This window comes from Pseudomonas retamae, from assembly GCF_043496865.1.
Classification (GTDB): domain Bacteria; phylum Pseudomonadota; class Gammaproteobacteria; order Pseudomonadales; family Pseudomonadaceae; genus Aquipseudomonas; species Aquipseudomonas retamae.
On record NZ_JBIEIL010000004.1, the window covers coordinates 413,786 to 430,618 of the forward strand.

The 16,833-nt window shown below is 61.3% G+C and carries 12 protein-coding genes and 1 pseudogene; 4 read left to right on the top strand and 9 right to left on the bottom strand.

Going from position 1 to position 16,833, the window contains the following annotated elements; translation table 11 throughout:
- Positions 1-204: 204 nt before the first annotated feature.
- Together ACGSLL_RS10630 and hutC are read right to left on the bottom strand one after the other, a co-directional pair.
- The gene (locus ACGSLL_RS10630) at positions 205-777 is read right to left on the bottom strand and encodes a HutD/Ves family protein (protein WP_394505581.1); all 573 of its coding nucleotides are present in this window, start codon (positions 775-777) and stop codon (positions 205-207) included.
- Positions 774-1,484 (bottom strand): histidine utilization repressor, encoded by a 711-nt coding sequence (gene hutC / locus ACGSLL_RS10635; RefSeq protein WP_162803449.1) that lies wholly within the window; start codon positions 1,482-1,484, stop codon positions 774-776. Before hutC ends, ACGSLL_RS10630 begins: the two co-directional genes overlap by 4 nt.
- 145 nt (positions 1,485-1,629) lie before the next feature.
- Between hutC and ACGSLL_RS10640 the strand changes: the two genes are divergently transcribed.
- On the top strand, positions 1,630-2,994 hold the full coding sequence (locus tag ACGSLL_RS10640; protein WP_394505583.1) for a formimidoylglutamate deiminase: 1,365 nt from the start codon (positions 1,630-1,632) through the stop codon (positions 2,992-2,994).
- 122 nt (positions 2,995-3,116) lie between these two features.
- On the opposite strand, the gene ACGSLL_RS10645 is transcribed toward ACGSLL_RS10640, so the two are convergent.
- The gene (locus tag ACGSLL_RS10645; RefSeq protein WP_394505585.1) at positions 3,117-3,686 is read right to left on the bottom strand and encodes a lipocalin family protein; all 570 of its coding nucleotides are present in this window, start codon (positions 3,684-3,686) and stop codon (positions 3,117-3,119) included.
- A 29-nt stretch (positions 3,687-3,715) separates the two neighbouring features.
- Positions 3,716-3,970 carry a hypothetical protein gene (locus ACGSLL_RS10650; protein ID WP_093105895.1) on the bottom strand — a complete coding sequence of 85 codons (255 nt, stop codon included), beginning with the start codon at positions 3,968-3,970 and terminating at the stop codon, positions 3,716-3,718.
- A 283-nt stretch (positions 3,971-4,253) separates the two neighbouring features.
- On the opposite strand from ACGSLL_RS10650, the pseudogene ACGSLL_RS10655 reads away from it, so the two are divergent.
- Positions 4,254-5,288, top strand: a pseudogene (locus ACGSLL_RS10655) (HAMP domain-containing protein); the annotation flags it as partial.
- Positions 5,289-5,381: 93 nt separating this feature from the next.
- On the top strand, positions 5,382-6,146 hold the full coding sequence (locus ACGSLL_RS10660; protein WP_394505914.1) for a methyl-accepting chemotaxis protein: 765 nt from the start codon (positions 5,382-5,384) through the stop codon (positions 6,144-6,146).
- 184 nt (positions 6,147-6,330) lie between these two features.
- Here ACGSLL_RS10660 and ACGSLL_RS10665 read toward each other — a convergent pair whose 3' ends face one another.
- The 5 genes from ACGSLL_RS10665 to ACGSLL_RS10685 form a co-directional block, all read right to left on the bottom strand.
- On the bottom strand, positions 6,331-6,933 hold the full coding sequence (locus tag ACGSLL_RS10665) for a DUF924 family protein (protein WP_394505587.1): 603 nt from the start codon (positions 6,931-6,933) through the stop codon (positions 6,331-6,333).
- A gap of 2 nt (positions 6,934-6,935) precedes the next feature.
- On the bottom strand, positions 6,936-7,946 hold the full coding sequence (locus ACGSLL_RS10670) for a class 1 fructose-bisphosphatase (RefSeq protein WP_039756611.1): 1,011 nt from the start codon (positions 7,944-7,946) through the stop codon (positions 6,936-6,938).
- A 292-nt stretch (positions 7,947-8,238) separates the two neighbouring features.
- Positions 8,239-9,603: a DUF3999 domain-containing protein gene (locus ACGSLL_RS10675; RefSeq protein WP_394505590.1), complete on the bottom strand. Its 1,365-nt coding sequence runs from the start codon at positions 9,601-9,603 to the stop codon at positions 8,239-8,241.
- The gene (locus ACGSLL_RS10680; protein WP_394505592.1) at positions 9,600-13,184 is read right to left on the bottom strand and encodes a DUF2339 domain-containing protein; all 3,585 of its coding nucleotides are present in this window, start codon (positions 13,182-13,184) and stop codon (positions 9,600-9,602) included. The genes ACGSLL_RS10675 and ACGSLL_RS10680 overlap by 4 nt, the downstream gene beginning before the upstream one ends.
- A gap of 254 nt (positions 13,185-13,438) precedes the next feature.
- The gene (locus tag ACGSLL_RS10685; protein ID WP_090280262.1) at positions 13,439-15,889 is read right to left on the bottom strand and encodes a glycogen/starch/alpha-glucan phosphorylase; all 2,451 of its coding nucleotides are present in this window, start codon (positions 15,887-15,889) and stop codon (positions 13,439-13,441) included.
- 258 nt (positions 15,890-16,147) lie between these two features.
- Here ACGSLL_RS10685 and ACGSLL_RS10690 point away from each other — a divergent pair, with 258 nt between their 5' ends.
- Positions 16,148-16,585 (top strand): YkgJ family cysteine cluster protein, encoded by a 438-nt coding sequence (locus tag ACGSLL_RS10690; protein WP_252887178.1) that lies wholly within the window; start codon positions 16,148-16,150, stop codon positions 16,583-16,585.
- Positions 16,586-16,833 lie beyond the last annotated feature (248 nt).

Genomic DNA, 16,833 nt, shown 5'->3' on the forward strand with positions numbered 1-16,833 from the left:
AGGGCTCAGGCGTTGATGAAATTTTTTGCAGGAGTGTTTTCGTGTATTGGGGATTTGCCAGATGGGCGTGGTATTGCGCCACGCTGGGGCGTTCGGTAACAAGTTGGTGCGTGCAGGAAACAGGTTTCGGGATCGGTGGTGACGCAGAGCGTCACGGGATGCATTCCCACGCAGAGCGTGGGAACGATCAAGAGAAAGGCGTAATTAGCGAGCTGTCAGCTCGACCACGCAACAAGCGGCATAGGTCGAGACTTCGATCAACCCGGTGTTACCGTCCAGTTGCAGACAATCATGTCGCCCCAGCTGCGAAGCGTTGTCACCGATCTGCACTTGCAGCGCGTCACTGACGCTGAACACCAGCAGCGTCGACGCCGAGCTGAAAAAGCGTTGCTCCCCCTCCAGCCATTGCAACCGCGCGCTGTAACGCTGCGGTGCATAGATCAGGTTGAAATCGCGAATCGCGCCGCCGAGCAACGTGCACGACACCTGACTTTCGCCACTGAAGGCGAACGGGTCGAGCGGTAACAGCGGCCGGGTATCTTCGCCATCGACGCACAGTGTCATGCCGTTACCCTGCAACACGGTGATAACCCGCTGATAACCGGCGAACGTTGAAAAACCGCCTGATTCGGCAATGTCGGCAATCGACAGGCGCCAGCCGAAACCGTCGAGACCGGCGCCGGCATCACGGCTGATTTCTTCAGTGCTGCCGCCGCCGTTTTTCCACGGCATACGCGGGTAGCCTGCGGCGCGCAGAACCTTCACTTCGTTACTCATTTATGAAACCGCCCTTCCAGACGATGACGGGAACCCGGATGGATCAAGCGCGCTGCGGTCACTGGCTGACGGCCCGACCACGTGCGACGACGAATCAGCAGGCACGGCTCGCCCTTTTCGATCTGCAGCAATTTGCACTCGGACGGCTCAGCGAGAATCGCCTCGACCACATGCTCGCCCTCGGTCAGCGGGGCGACCTGGTTGAGGTAGGCGTAGGGGGTTTGCAGGGTGAAGTCCTGTTTGAGGTATTCCGGGGCGACCAGCGCGTTGACGAAGCGGTCTTCGATTTGCACGGGAATGTCGTTTTCGTAATGCACGATCAGCGAGTGAAACACCTTCTGCCCCTCGCGCATGTCCAGCGCCAGCGCGCGCTCGGAACCGGCGGCCTCTTCTTCGAGGGTGATGACCTGGCAGGTGTGGCGATGGCCACGGGAGGCGATCTCATCGGCGATGTTGTGCACTTCGAACAGCGCCGACTGGCTCTTCGGTTCGGCAACGAAAGTGCCGACGCCTTGCATGCGCACCAGCAGGCCGTCGGCGGTCATCTCGCGCAAGGCGCGGTTGATGGTCATGCGGCTGAAACCCAGCTGGCTGACCAGCTCGCTTTCGGACGGCACGCGGTAATGCGGCGGCCAGTTACCGCTGTCGATCTGCTGGGTAATCATCTGTTTGACGCGGGCGTACAAGGGCGCCGGACTGTCGCCCATGTTCGCGGCCAACGGGGAGACTGGAGGCGGAGTCGGCACGGTGGATCCTTGTTCTTGGATGAAAGTGGCTAGCTTGCCGGAGTTTACCGGGCAGGCAAACGTCTGTATATGTATATACAAATAACACACGATGGGGTGCCGAACCATGTCCGCCTTCTTTGCCGAACGCGCACTGCTGCCTAATGGATGGGCCAATAATGTACGTCTTGATGTCAGCGGCGATGGCTTGTTGACCCAAATCCAGGCCGATGCCAGCGCAGACGGCGCCGAACGGTTGAGCGGCCCGTTGCTGCCGGGCATGCCGAATCTGCATTCCCATGCCTTCCAACGGGCGATGGCCGGGCTGGCCGAAGTTGCCGGCAATCCCAACGACAGTTTCTGGACCTGGCGCGATCTGATGTACCGGCTCGTCGGAAAGATCAGCCCGGATCAGCTCGGCATCATCGCCCGTCAGCTGTACATTGAAATGCTCAAGGCCGGTTACACATCGGTCGCCGAATTCCACTATGTGCATCACGACAGCAATGGTCAGCCGTATGCCGACCCGGCCGAACTGGCCCAGCGCATCAGCCAGGCTGCCAGTGACAGCGGCATCGGCCTGACCCTGTTGCCGGTGCTGTACAGCCACTCCGGTTTTGGCGGCCAAACGCCGAATGAGGGCCAGCGCCGCTTCATCAACAGCACCGAAAACTACCTGAATCTGCAATCGCGCCTGCAGCCAATGCTGGCCCAGCAAAAGGCGCAATCGCTGGGCCTGTGCTTCCACTCGCTGCGCGCGGTGACGCCACAGCAGATCAGCGAAGTTCTCGCCGCCAGCGACAAACAATGCCCGGTGCACATCCACATCGCTGAGCAACAAAAAGAAGTCGACGATTGCCTGAGCTGGAGCGGTCGCCGGCCGTTGCAATGGCTGTATGAAAATACCGAAGTCGACCAGCGCTGGTGCCTGGTCCACGCCACCCATGCCAACCCCGAAGAAGTCACGCTGATGGCCAAGAGTCGCGCCATTGCCGGGTTGTGCCTGACCACCGAAGCGAATCTGGGCGACGGGATTTTCCCGGCAGTGGATTTCCTCGCTCAGGGCGGGCGCATGGGCATCGGCTCGGACAGCCATGTATCGCTGAGTGTGGTGGAGGAATTGCGTTGGCTGGAATACGGCCAGCGCCTGCGTGACCAGCGCCGCAATCGCTTGTACGGCACGGATCAGCCGATGGTCGGGCGCACGTTGTACGACGCCGCGCTGGACGGCGGCGCGCAGGCGTTGGGACAGCCGATCGGCGCACTGGAAGTTGGCAAGCGTGCCGACTGGATTGTGCTCGATGGCAACGATCCGTATCTGGCGACGGCCAGTGGCGACGGGATTTTGAATCGCTGGTTGTTCGCCGGTGGCGATCGGCAGGTGTGTGATGTGATGGTCAATGGTCAGTGGGTGGTGCGAGATGGCAGGCATGCCGGAGAAGAAGACAGCGCGCGTGCCTTCACCCAAGTCCTGCGCGACCTTCTTGGCTGACGATTGATCGTTTCCACGCGCAGCAAAGGAATGCAGCCCGGGACACTCTGCGTCCCAAAGCGGACGCAGAGCGTCCATTGAGACACTCCCACGCGGAGCGTGGGAGCGATCAATACAAATGCTTAGTTCGAAGTTTTGGCCATCTGCCGATCCGTCGTCCGCCAGATCAGCCGCGTGGTGTCATACCCTTGCTGGCGTGCCTTGCTCAGCAAGTCCTCGCGCACCACACCGTTGACGGTCGGTGTGCGCGACAGCAACCACATGTACTTGCGACTCGGGTCGCCGACGATGGCGGTCTTGTAGTCGTCGCTGACGTACAACACCCAGTATTCGCCTTTGGCCACGCCCGGCAGCAGGCGCGAGAACCAGTTGTCGAACTCGACCCAGAGCTTGTCGGTCTTGCCCGGCACTTGCGGATAAGCCGTGCCCTTGGCCTCTTCCCATTGCCAGTCCGGCGTCAGGCAGCGGTTGAGCACCGCGACGTTGCCATCAGGCTTGAGGGTGTAATGCGCTTCGGATTGCGCGCAGTTGCGCTGGAAGTACATCGGCAGACGCGCCAACTCATACCAGGTGCCTTGATAACGCTTCAGATTGACGCTGTTGACCGTTTTCGGTGCCAACGAGTCGACGCCGGAAGTGGCGCAGCCAGCCAAAACCAGGCCGGCAAAAAGAACTAACAATAACCGCTTCATTTTTTTCTCCGTGGGCGCGAAGCCCCGGTTTACTTCAGGCCTTGGCCGGAAAACATCAGCACTTTGTCACCGGCGTACTGCACGCTGATAAAGCTGTTCTTGTCGCCCCAGGTGCAACTGGACATGCCGAGCGCGCCCGAGCAATCAGTCGGTTTGCCCAGCAGGGTCTCGACTTCGGCCTTGGCCATGCCGGCCGAGAGCTTCGAGTAGTTTTCCTGATTGACCTTGCTGCATGCGGCCAGCAGCACGCAAAAGCACAGAAGGGCGAGAGATCGCAGCGACATGGTGTAACTCCTGGAGCGGAAGGGGGCTGGCATGGTGCCAACCAGAAGCTTAGAAGAGAAAACCCTCCTCTGGTTCCCTGACCAGATGGCTATTTGTTCATCCGCCCGTCCGGCATTTGTCGGTAAAATCAGACACTTTGTAGGGCTATTGAGCATTTCGTCGAATTTCCGCCCGCACGCCTAATCTTTGGCGCGCGCCGGTCGAAATAAGAGCAGCGCAACGCCAGGGAATATGGCAAATTGCCGCCCTTTCCTGACCAGCCCCTGCTCGGTAGTTCATTCGATGACCAGAAACCTGAAATTCAGCCACAAAATCTTGTTGGCTGCCGCCCTTGTGGTGGCCGTTGCATTCGCCTGTTTCATTCTGTTCAACGACTATCGACAACGTCAGGCCCTGAGCAGCAGTACCGAAGCGACCATGCAGGAACTGGGCAGTCTGACCACCAGCAACATCCAGACCTGGCTGGAAAGCCGCATCCAGCTGTTGCAATCGTTATCCCAGCAAGTGGCGGTCGACGGCAACGCGCCGGCCAGCCTCAAGCGCATCATCGACCTGCCCGCCTATACCGGCAATTTTCAGCTCAGCTACTTTGGCGGTGCGGACGGCGTGATGTTTTCGGTACCGGCCGGCAATCGCGCGCCGGATTACGATCCGCGCGCCCGCGGCTGGTACAAAGCGGCCAACAGCGCGCAACAGACCATTGTCACCGAACCGTACATCGCCGCCTCGTCGGGCAAACTGGTGATTACCGTGGCCACGCCGGTACAACGCCAGGGTCAGATGCTCGGCGTCGCCGGTGCAGATATTGATCTGACCAGCGTCAGCGCAATCATCAACTCGCTGAACTTCGGCGGCCACGGTCATGCGTTCATTGTCAGCGCCGAAGGCAAGATCCTTATCCACCCGGACAGCAAACTGGTGCTCAAGACCCTCGCCGAGGCCTATCCGAATGGCGCACCCAAAGTCAGCCCGGGCCTGAAAGAAGTCGAGTTCGACGGTAAGACTCAGTTGATCTCGTTCACCCGCGTTAACGGCGTGCCGTCGGCTGACTGGTACGTGGCGCTGGTGCTCGATAAAGACACCGCTTTCGCCATGCTCAGCGAGTTCCGCACCTCAGCGCTGATCGCCATGGCCATTGCCGTGGTCATCATTCTGGCGTTGCTGGGCATGCTGATTCGCGTGCTGATGCAACCGCTGCTGACCATGGGCCGCGCCATGCACGATATTGCTGAAGGTGAAGGCGACCTGACCAAGCGACTGGTGATTCACGGTAACGATGAATTCGGCGCGCTGGGCACCTCGTTCAACCGCTTCGTCGAGCGTATTCACACCTCGATCCGCGAAGTGTCCTCGGCCACCGGCCAGGTCAACGAAGTCGCCCTGCGCGTGGTCGCGGCGTCGAACTCGTCGATGTATAACTCCGACCAGCAAGCCAGCCGCACCAACAGCGTCGCCGCCGCGATCAACCAGCTCGGCGCCGCCGCCCAGGAAATCGCCCAGAACGCGGCCCTCGCCTCGCAGCACTCCAGCGATGCGCGCGGCCTCGCCGTCGAAGGTCAGCAGGTGGTGGATAAAACCATCCAGGCGATGCAACAGCTGTCGGCGAAGATCAGCGACTCCTGCGGCAACATCGAAACGCTTAACAGCAACACGGTGAACATCGGCCAGATTCTTGAAGTGATCACCAGTATTTCCCAGCAAACCAACCTGCTCGCGCTCAATGCCGCGATCGAAGCGGCGCGGGCCGGTGAGGCCGGGCGTGGTTTCGCCGTGGTCGCCGACGAAGTGCGCAATCTCGCCCACCGCACTCAGGATTCGGCGCAGCAAGTGCAGAAGATGATCGAAGAACTGCAAGTCGGCGCACGTCAGGCGGTGAGCATCATGACCGTGAGCCAGCGCGAGAGCGAAAGCAGCGTCGGCATCGCCAACCAGGCTGGCGAACGCCTCGGCAGCGTGACCCAGCGTATCGGCGAGATCGACGGCATGAACCAGTCGGTGGCCACCGCGACCGAAGAACAGACCGCTGTGGTCGAGTCGATCAATGTGGATATCAGCGAGATCAACACGCTGAATCAGGAAGGGGTGGAGAACTTGCAGGCGACCTTGCGCGCGTGTTCGGACCTGGAACAGCAGGCGGCGCGGTTGAAGCAGTTGGTGGGTAGTTTCAGGATCTGAAGATCAAGAGCATACCCCCCTCACCCCAGCCCTCTCCCCCAAGGGGGCGAGGGGGAAAGGGAGCAGATCTTCATGCTGTTCAAAACCTGAGTTCGACTCGAAGTTTGCAGGTCGATGTATCACGTCCAGACAACTTGGTCAGTCCCCTCTCCCTCCGGGAGAGGGTTAGGGTGAGGGAAAGCCTTTAAAACCGCGACCCAGGCTCAGAAAGAAACGCCAATTCCTCAGCCGTAGACTCCCGCCCCAACACCGCATTGCGATGCGGAAACCGGCCAAACCGTGCAATCACCTTCTGGTGCCGCTCGGCGTAATCCAGATTATCTGCAAACACCGCCCTCTGCGCTTCCGGCTGTTCAGCCACCAGCTCGATAAATCGGGACACTGCCTCGTTCTGCACCGCGAGGTTTTCGCAGTGTTCAAACACCAGATAAATGAATACGCGCTGAATCGGTTTCAACTGCCGGTCGAAATCCGCGGCAATGCCTTGGGCGACGAGTTTCTGCGCGCGCAAATCACCGGAGTAGGCTTTAGGGGTGTTGCGATGGATCATGCGCGGCAGTTGATCGAGTAAAAGCACAACCGCCAGCCAACCTTCGGGACATTGCGTCCACTCGGTCAATTCGCCGGCCAGGGCCTGATCGACAAAGACCCCGAAACACGTCTGCGCTTCGAGGTCCTGGCTGGCTCGCTTGCCGAACCACAACTTGCCCTTGTCAGCCGCCACTGCGTCCGGTGATTCGGCATGTCCGAACCACCATTCGAGCAACGGCTGCCAGGGCGCGGTCATGGTTACTCCTTGTGGTAAGCCGTGGCGCGAGCGACTTCTTCTTTCGAGCCGAGGAACACCGCTACACGCTGGTGCAGGCCTTCGGGCTGGATGTCGAGGATGCGCTGGTGGCCGTCGGTGGAGGCGCCGCCCGCTTGTTCGACAAGGAACGACATCGGGTTGGCTTCGTACATCAGGCGCAGCTTGCCCGGCTTGGACGGCTCACGGCTGTCGCGCGGGTACATGAACAGACCGCCACGGGTGAGGATGCGGTGCACATCGGCAACCATCGCTGCGACCCAGCGCATGTTGTAGTTCTTTTTCAGCGGACCTTCTTCACCGGCCAGCAGCTCGCCGACGTAGCGCTGTACCGGGGCTTCCCAGTGGCGCTGGTTGGACATGTTGATAGCGAATTCCTGGGTGGTTTCAGGAATGGTGATGTCTTCGTGAGTCAGCACGAAGCTGCCCATTTCGCGGTCGAGGGTGAAGCCTTTGACGCCGTCACCCAGGGTCAGCACCAGCATGGTCTGTGGACCATAGATCGCGTAGCCGGCGGCCACTTGCTGGGTGCCTGGTTGCAGAAAGGCCTTTTCGTTCAGCGGCTCGTTCTGGCTCAGGTATTCGTTGGGGCAACGCAGTACCGAGAAAATGGTGCCGACCGGCGCGTTGATGTCGATGTTCGACGAACCGTCCAGTGGGTCGAATACCAGCAGGTAGGCGCCTTTCGGGTACTTGCCCGGAATCTGGTAGGCATTGTCCATTTCTTCGGACGCCATGCCGGCCAGGTGACCGCCCCATTCGTTGGCTTCGAGCAGAATTTCGTTCGACAGCACGTCGAGCTTCTTCTGCACTTCGCCCTGGACGTTTTCAGTGCCCATGCTGCCCAGAACACCACCGAGGGCGCCTTTGGACACGGCGTGGCTGATTTCCTTGCAGGCACGCGCCACCACTTCGATCAAAAAGCGCAGATCGGCAGGAGTGTTGTTGCTGCGGGTCTGCTCAATCAAATAGCGACTCAAGGTAACGCGGGACATGGACGGCTCCGGTGGAATGGGGGGCTAAAAACCCGCGCAGTTTACAGGGAGTCTGAAAACCTAGCGAGCGAAGACGCCCGCTAACGTGCGTCGGGGCGTATTTGCCTGCATCAGACGTGATTGTCGGTGGAGAGTTCAGGTGACGGATTTGAGCGTAGACCGGTTCGGAAGGCCCGCCGAGAATTTCAGTGTCTGTCCGGCCGCTTTCGCGAGCGAGCTCGCTCCCACATTTGAAGTGCATTCCCCTGTGGGAGTGAGCCTGCTCGCGATTGGCGCGCAGCGCCAGCCCTGCTCAGGTATTGGCGGGCGGCTTGCGCAACAGGCTGAACGCCATCGCCCCGAGAAACACCACACTCAACAGCAATACCGCCCACAAACCGATCTTCTTCCAGTTGGTCCCGGCGACCGCAGCCGCGGTCGTCGTCGAGGTCTGCGTCAACACGGCTTCGCTCTGCACCGAGGCCTTGCCCAGCGTCGCCAGCATCTGCGGTTTGAAATCCGGAATCAGCGTGGTCAACGGCAGGTTCGCCGTTTTCACCGTGGCATTGCCTACGGCGAGGCTGTACGGCCCATCGCCCCGGGCGAGGAAAATCACCTGCGTGGCGCGCACCGCGTATTTCAGATCCGGCGCCTGCTCACCCAGCCCACCGCCGCGCTCGTCCACGGTCAGCTTCAATTGCTGCACGGTCTGCCCGTCGAGAGGGATTTGGTTCTGCACCACGTCCTGATTGTTCTGGGTCAGGCGATACAACAAGCCACTGCTCAGCGTCTGCCACGGCAAACTGCTCTCGCGGCGGCCGGCCAGCGTGACCGGCGCCAGACTGTTCGGCTGTTTCAGCTCGACCTGCACGCGCTCGACATTCAGCCCCATCGGCAGCTGCCAGGTGTATTCCCCGGCCTTGATGCTGCTGCCGGCCACGGTTTGCGACCAGACCAACGGCAGCGGTAGATGACGCGGGTCGCTGCTTTTCAGTTGCGCCGAAGTAAGGATGGGCGCTGAACCCGGCGACTCCCAGAGCAGGCGTACATACCGCGCGGTCTGCCCCGGCAGGGTCACTTCGTGCTGTTCGATGCGCTCATCAGAGAACGTCAGCCGAGCAACCTGGCCTTCGCCCCATGCCTGCCAATGTTGCAGGTCGTCGCTGGCTTCGATGCTGAAACGCTGGAAGCCGTCGCGCTCGCTGGTCCAGTCGAGGACCAATTGCTGCAACGGTGCCTTGATCGCGCTGGCATCGAGCAACCAGCCACGCAGCACTTCTTCGCCGGCCTCCAACTGACTGGACGGCTGCACTTCGACCAGCGTGCCATTGGTGGTCGATTGCACGCGCACGTTCGGCGCGCGTTCGCTGGCGTCGGCGGCGTTGTACAGCGGGAACCACTTTACGTCGTGCAACTGGCCGTCGTCGCGGGTCTGCGCGGATTCACGCGCCAGCGCGTAAGCCTGCGTTTCACCGGCGGCGTTGAACACGCGCAGGTCGCTGAGATCGGTCTGACGCGCCTGCAATTGCACGCTCAGCGGCAACTCAAGGCGATACCACGGGCCGTCACCACTGACCGACAGCGGCACCTGCGTGGCGAAGTCCGCGGGTTTTTCCTGGGCGCCGGCAGCCATCACCACGCCCAACGCCAACCAACCCAGATTCAGCATGCGACTCAAGAGACAACTCCTTCGGTTTGCGTGGCGGGCTTGTCCGCCGCCGGTTCGGCTTCGACGCGCTTGGGCGGCAGCGGGGCAAAATAGCCCACCACGAGCAGCAACACGCCGACGCCGATAAACGAGACGATCCGGGCGAGGCCGCCACGGTTGCTCAGTTCGACAAAAATCAGTTTCGCCACCACCAGCGCAATCAGCGCCGCGCCGATCAGCCACACTTCGCGGCGATGGCGCAGATGACCGCCGATCATCAGCCCCAGCGCCATCAGCGTCCAGACGATCGACAACCCTGCCTGCACCAGCATCGAGGCGAGCAACGTGTCCAGTTCGAACGGGATCCCGGCCCAATGATGCGCGGCGCGGGTCACCAGCGCCGTGCAGAAAGCGAACAGCGAAACCCCGGCGATCAGTTGCGTGCTGTAATCGGCGTAGTTCCGGCGGATCGACAGTTGTGCCACCGCACTGCGCGACCACACATAAACGCCGAACAAGGCAAACAGCAGCCCCAGCTCCAGAGGGTTGAGCAGCGGCACATAAGGCAGCGGGTCGGCGTTGCCATCGCTGACAGCGTTGGCCAGCCAGAACCACGCCAACATCAACACCGCCAGCGGCGCAGCGGCATACAAACGGTACTCGCGGACAAACGCCGATACCGGCCACGGCCAGGCGCGCGGTGCCGCTGCAAGCAACAGATAGATACTCGGCAGAATCGCCCAACCCAGCCAGCGCCAGGCGTTGTACTGCTCGGACAACAGCAGCAGACCGTAACGCAATTCCAGCGCCAGCACGCCGATCAGCAGCCAGCAGCCGAGTACATGCGCGGTACTTAAAGCGCGTGCCGGAAGCATCGGCGCGAGACGGCGCAGGCTGAAGAAATGCACGGCGAATACCAGCATCCAGGCCAGCCAGCCGAAGTCGGCCGCCGGGTGATAACGCGACTGCCACGCGCCAAGCAATACCAGCGCTGCCGCCGGAATCAGCGAGGTGCAAAGCAAGCCCAGCGCCGGCCATTTCAGCCGCAGTGACACCAGCGTCCACAGCGCCACACTGAGCGCCGCGACCAATAGCAGCAGCGTCGCTTGCAGATTGGCCGGGGCAAAGCGCAATACCTCACTGACCCACGCCAACGCCCACCAAGCGGTGCCCCACACCAGCAACACTTCAGACAAGCGCTGCAAACTCAGCGCATCAAAGGCCGAAGCATGGTTGCCCAGTTGCAAGCGCCACGCACCGATCATCGCCGCCAACCCCAGCACCAGCGGCGTCCAGAAGCCACCATGGGCCAGCGGTTTCAAGCCTTCGCTGGACAGCGGCCCCAGCAACTCCGGGCCGGCCAACAAAAATGCTGCGCCGCCGATCACCTGCAACAGCAGACCGAATACGAAACTGACGCGCTGCTGCAGATACAGGCTCAGCCAGATGATCAGCAAACCACTGGCCGCCCACACCGCACTCGCGGTCTGCCACGGCAGGACAAACAGCACTGCCAGGTTGATCAGCACCAGGCCGGCCAACAGCACCACGGACAGACCGCGCAGCAGACGCACGTCGCTGCGCACCATGTCATCGCGTGCCGCCAGCAACATGCCGGCAATCAATGCCAGACCGATCAGCGATGCGCTGAGTAAACCACTCCAGCCCGCGCTGAACACTGCTGACGAATCCTCACCTGCGCCTTGCAGGCGTAACAGAAATAACGCGCCACCGAGCAATTGCACGGCAAACGCGCTGAACAGGAACGTGCGCGATTGAATGCGCAGGCCAACCAGCAACGTTGCCAGTCCGGCCAGTGCCCAACTGATCGCCGTACCCTGGATGAAGAAAAACAGCGGTGCCAGCAGGTACAGGAAAGTCAGGCCAAGGCTCGCCAGCACGGGCAATGCCTGGCGCTCCCACGGCGCGGCCTGCTCCGGTACTGATTTGCGCAATTGGTAGAAGCTGAACAACAGCGCACCGCCGAGCATCAACGCGCCCAATGGAGCACCGTCGAGCAAACTGTTTTCGCCAAAACGCAATTCGTTCAGGAAGGCCAACGCCGAGCCCAATTGCAGCAACAGCGCAAAGGCCCGCGCGAATGGTCGATGCTGACGCAGGCCAAGCCAGAAAATCCCCGCCCCCTCGACGGCCCATGCCGCTGAAGTCCAGCGCGCATCGAGCCCCAACGGAATCGCCAGACTGGCAAAAATCACCCCGAGCGCCAAGCAGGTTTCGCCCAGCAGCACTGCGCGTCCACCCATCAATAGCCTGGCCAGCGCCATATGAAGCATGCCCAGCGCCAAGGCACTGAACGCCGCCGCGAACTCCAGATGCTGAACGAGAGCGAACTGCAAACCGAAACCAATGATTGGCGGGCCGAACAGCATGGTGCCGTCGACGTAATCGCCCTTGCGCGCCGACCAGTGCAACAACGCCTCGCGATCAGCGTCCGCCGGGGCATCGGTCAGGTCGAGCAGCTTGCGTCGGGCAAACAGCAAGCCGATGCCCAGGTACATCAGGAAAAACAGGATCAGGAACGGCTCGGTGCTCCACAACAGCTCCGGAACATAGGAGCGCAGCCCCCAGGCGAACCCGATGCCAAAGGTGCCAACGAAGCCGATCAGATTGAGCAGGCGCCAGGCCTTGAACCAGGCAATGGCCAGAATGCCGGCGTTGAGCAGGGCGAAATAACTGAACAGCGCGACGTGATTGCCTTCTCCCGTGGAGGTCAGGATCGGTGCGGCAAAACCGCCCAATGCCGCCGCTGCAGCCAGCCCCAGCGCATCCTGGGTGATTGCCAGTATGGCCGAGAACACCGTCACCGCCACCAGCAGGCCCAGCGCGGCGGAAGGATCGAGCAGCGGATGCAAACGCATCGCCGCGAATACCGTCAGGTACAGCACCGCGATGCCGGTACCCTGCAGCATCAACGCATAGTGTGTGTTGCGCCGGCGTAACCACCAGCCCAGCGCAAGCAGGCCCAACGCAGCCGCCGCCACCCCGGCGTAACGCAACTCGATGGGCACCACCATGCCTTCGGTGGCGTAACGCAGCAAAAACGCCAGACCGAAAAACAGCAGCACCACGCCGACGCGCAGCACCGTGTTGCCACCGAACAGCCAGTTGCGTGCCGCGCTGATGCCGCGTTCGATCAGGTTCGGACCACGGGGTTCGGCAGGTTTTTGCGGTTCACGAGGGGCCGGTTCGGCGCGCCAGACGTCGTCCGGCAGCGGCTGACTGGTTTCACGGGTGGCGGCTGTTATCGGCTCGAACTCGGGCGGGAGTTCCCAGATCAGCTCAGGCGCGGGGGCTTGCTCAAGGATTTCGGCGGGCTCGGCGACAGGCTCAGCGACGGGCGCAGGAGACGGCGGTGGCGCAGCGTGAAGCGGCGCGCCTTCGAGCAGAAACAGCCGCTGCTCGATGCCTTGCAAGGCGACTTTGGCGTGTTCGAGTTGCTGCTGTTGCGCAGCCGTCAGTTTGGCGAGCCGCGTAATGCGGATCGTCTGCGCAATCGCCAGCCCGAGCAGCCCGCCCAACAGCGCAGCGCTGAACGACTCGTCGAGCAGTCCACCGAGCACCAGCCCGATCAACATGAACATCCATTGCATGGTCGATATCCCTAAGCAGCCCCGGGGCGGGGCGAGTCCGGCGATGGCTTCAGTCTAGGCACAAACCCCGTGGGAGCGAGCCCGCTCGCAAAAGCGCTTTGTCAGTCAACATTTCTGTTTAATGTGACAACGCTATCGCGAGCAGGCTCGCCCCCACAGGGTCCGGGTGGTGACTGAAGCAACCGGTAACCGGCGCTCAGTATATCGATCCGGCCCAACAAACGTTGGGCTTTGCACAGATCTGTTGCGGAAAGTTACTCCAGCGCTTTCCAGATATCGGTGGCGTACTCACGAATGGTCCGGTCAGACGAGAACCAGCCCATCCGCGCGGTGTTCAGCACTGCCGAACGCCACCAGTTATTGGAGTCATGCCAGTGCGCTTCCACGCGCTTCTGCGCTTCCCAGTACGAGTCGAAATCGGCGCAGACCAGGAAACGGTCATAGTCGATCAACGAGTCGATCAGCCCGGTGTAACGCGAGGTATCGTCCGGCGAGAACACACCGCTGCGGATCGCTTGCAGCACATCGTTCAGACGATGCGACGCGGCGATGTCCGGCAAGGCGCTGAACTCATGGTTCTGCTTGCGCGCTTCAACCTGCTGCGCACTCAAGCCGAAGATAAACATGTGCTCGGCACCGATGCGCTCGGCCATTTCCACGTTGGCGCCATCGAGGGTGCCGATGGTCAGCGCGCCGTTGAGGCCGAACTTCATGTTGCTGGTGCCCGACGCTTCGAAACCGGCGGTGGAAATCTGTTCGGACAAGTCCGCCGCCGGAATGATGCTCTCCGCCAGGCTGACGTTGTAGTTGGGCAGGAACACCACTTTGAGCAAGCCGCGTACCGTCGGGTCGTTGTTGACCACCCGGGCGATGTCGTTGGTCAATTTGATGATCAGTTTGGCCTGGTGATAGCTCGCCGCCGCCTTGCCGGCGAAGATTTTTACCCGTGGCACCCAGTCAACTTCCGGCTCGGCACGAATCGCTTGGTACAGCGCGACGGTGTGCAGCAGGTTGAGCAGTTGACGCTTGTATTCGTGGATGCGTTTGACCTGCACGTCGAACATCGCCGCCGGGTTGACGGCAATGCCCAGACGCTCGTGAATCAGGTAGGCCAAGGCTTTCTTGCTGTGCAGGCGCTGTTCGGCAAAGGCTTTACGGAACGCGGTTTTTTCAGCGAATGGCTCCAGTTCAAGCAGACGCTCTTCGGGATGGTCCAGTATCTCCGGCCCCACAGCATCGACCAGCATCGAGGTCAGCTCGGCGTTGGCCTGGAACAGCCAGCGGCGGAACGTAATGCCGTTGGTCTTGTTGTTGATCCGCTCCGGGTAGAGTTTGTGCAGTTCGGCGAATACCGTTTTGCGCATCAGTTGCGTGTGCAACCCCGAGACGCCGTTGACGCTGTGCGAGCCGAGAAACGCGAGGTTGCCCATGCGCACGCGACGGCCGTTGTCCTCTTCGATCAGCGACACCGCGCGCAGCACGTCGAAATCGTGAATGCCTTTGGCCCGCAGCGAGTCGATGTGCTGGGCGTTGATCAGATAAATGATCTGCATGTGCCGCGGCAGCATGCGCTCCATCAGGCCGACCGGCCAGGTTTCCAGCGCTTCGGGCAGCAAGGTGTGGTTGGTGTACGACAGCGTGTCGACTGTTACCTGCCACGCCGCATCCCACGCCACGTCGTAGACGTCGACCAATTGACGCATCAGTTCGGCAACGGCAATCGAAGGGTGGGTGTCGTTGAGCTGAATCGCCGCATGATCACCGAGGGTCAGCACAGAGGTGTGCATGTTGCGGTGACGGCGCAGCAGATCCTGTAGCGATGCGGCGACGAAGAAGTATTCCTGACGCAGGCGCAGTTCCTGACCGGCTTCGGTGCTGTCCGCCGGGTAGAGCACTCGCGAGATACTTTCGGCGCGGGCCACTTCGGCCACGGCGCCAAGGTGGTCACCGGCGTTGAAGCGCTCCAGATGCAACTCTTCCATCGCCCGCGCACGCCACAGCCGCAGGGTGTTGACGCTGGCGCCGCGCCAGCCGACCACCGGGGTGTCATAGGCAATTGCGCGCACGGTTTCCGCCGGTGACCAGACCTGGCGGGTTTTGCCATTGGCGTCGGTGACGGTTTCGACGCTGCCGCCGAAGCCGATCGGGTACACCACCTCCGGCCGTTCGAATTCCCACGGGTTGCCGAAATCCAGCCAGTGTTCGGTCTGCTCCTGCTGCCAGCCATCGACAATCGCCTGACGGAACAAGCCGTGCTCATAACGAATGCCATAGCCGTGACCGGCAATGCCGAGGGTCGACATGCTTTCCATGAAGCACGCCGCCAGGCGCCCGAGGCCACCGTTGCCGAGCGCTGCGTCAGGTTCCAGCAAACGGATACGTTCGAGATCGACGCCGAGTTCGGTCAGCGCTTCACGGGCGACGTCGAGCAGGCCCAGGTTGCTCAGGCTGTCGTAGAGCAAGCGGCCGATGAGGAATTCCAGCGAGAGGTAGTACACCCGCTTCTGACCTTTGCGGTAGATCTGCCGGGTGTGGTCCATCCAGTGTTCGACCATGTGATCACGCGCGGCCAGGGCGATGGCTTCGAACCAGTCATGGTCAAAGGCGTGATCGGGATCCTTGCCCACCGCGTAGGTGAGCTTGGTCAGGACGGCGTCGCGGAATGCGGCCACCTCTGCTTCGCGAACTAGTGGTTCTTGAGTCATCAATAGGACCTCGAGCGAGCGGGGAATTGTCTGAGCCTAGACGGTCTGACCGACGGTAGCGGCTCTGGTTCGGCTGTATTTCCGGAGACTGTGAAGTGGCCCGGCATAACCTTGGCGGATGAACCAATGAATGCAGGGGCCGTGCCGAATTGCCCGGCGAAGTGCAGGTAGCGAGAAAAATCTGGCGAAAGGTTGTTCAAAAATCCACCCGTCCCGGTATGATCGCGCGCCCTGATGCACACACCCTGGTAACTCCCGATGATGAAACCCAACCTGATCGCCGCCGCCGAGATCGATCGTCTCGATACGTGGGCCAAATATTCGGCGCCGATGTGCGGCTCGTGCATGTCCAGCTGCTGCACGCTGCCGGTCGAGGTGAAGATCAAGGATCTGGTGCGCATCGGTGTGGTCGACGAGTTCGAACTGGGCGATCCGCCGAAGAACATCGCCAAGCGTTTGCAGAAGGAAGGCCTGGTCGAGCGTTTCAATCAGAAGTCGGGGATCTTCACCCTCCAGCGCATGAGCAACAACGATTGCTATTACCTGGATCGTAAGAGCCGCCTGTGCACCATTTATGACAAGCGCCCGGACACCTGCCGCAACCACCCGAAGATCGGCCCGCGGCCGGGTTATTGCGCGTACAAGCCGAAGGAAGTCGAGCGGGTGCAGAATTTCCGCGCGATCGATAAGTTCTGACCGCATCTGAGTTGTAGCTAGCCACTGATCGTTCCCACGCTCTGCGTGGGAATGCAGCCCGGGACGCTCCGCGTCCCTTCTGAAGCCGAACGCAGAGCGTCCGTTGAGGCATTCCCACGCAGAGCGTGGGAACGATCATTTGCGTAAGCACCCGACAACCCTGTGTGCGAGCCTGCTCGCGAAGGGGCCAACGCGAACCTCACAGAAACCCCAGACAAACAAAAACGCCCCCGGTCTCGCGACCGGGG

Coding starts and splice junctions, on each gene's coding strand:
- ACGSLL_RS10645 (WP_394505585.1), bottom strand. CDS start 3,686: ATGAAGCGGTTATTGTTAGTTCTTTTTGCCGGCCTGGTTTTGGCTGGC.
- ACGSLL_RS10665 (WP_394505587.1), bottom strand. CDS start 6,933: ATGACCGCGCCCTGGCAGCCGTTGCTCGAATGGTGGTTCGGACATGCC.
- ACGSLL_RS10680 (WP_394505592.1), bottom strand. CDS start 13,184: ATGCAATGGATGTTCATGTTGATCGGGCTGGTGCTCGGTGGACTGCTC.
- ACGSLL_RS10685 (WP_090280262.1), bottom strand. CDS start 15,889: ATGACTCAAGAACCACTAGTTCGCGAAGCAGAGGTGGCCGCATTCCGC.
- hutC (WP_162803449.1), bottom strand. CDS start 1,484: ATGGGCGACAGTCCGGCGCCCTTGTACGCCCGCGTCAAACAGATGATT.
- ACGSLL_RS10670 (WP_039756611.1), bottom strand. CDS start 7,946: ATGTCCCGCGTTACCTTGAGTCGCTATTTGATTGAGCAGACCCGCAGC.
- ACGSLL_RS10660 (WP_394505914.1), top strand. CDS start 5,382: ATGTATAACTCCGACCAGCAAGCCAGCCGCACCAACAGCGTCGCCGCC.
- ACGSLL_RS10640 (WP_394505583.1), top strand. CDS start 1,630: ATGTCCGCCTTCTTTGCCGAACGCGCACTGCTGCCTAATGGATGGGCC.
- ACGSLL_RS10690 (WP_252887178.1), top strand. CDS start 16,148: ATGATGAAACCCAACCTGATCGCCGCCGCCGAGATCGATCGTCTCGAT.
- ACGSLL_RS10630 (WP_394505581.1), bottom strand. CDS start 777: ATGAGTAACGAAGTGAAGGTTCTGCGCGCCGCAGGCTACCCGCGTATG.
- ACGSLL_RS10650 (WP_093105895.1), bottom strand. CDS start 3,970: ATGTCGCTGCGATCTCTCGCCCTTCTGTGCTTTTGCGTGCTGCTGGCC.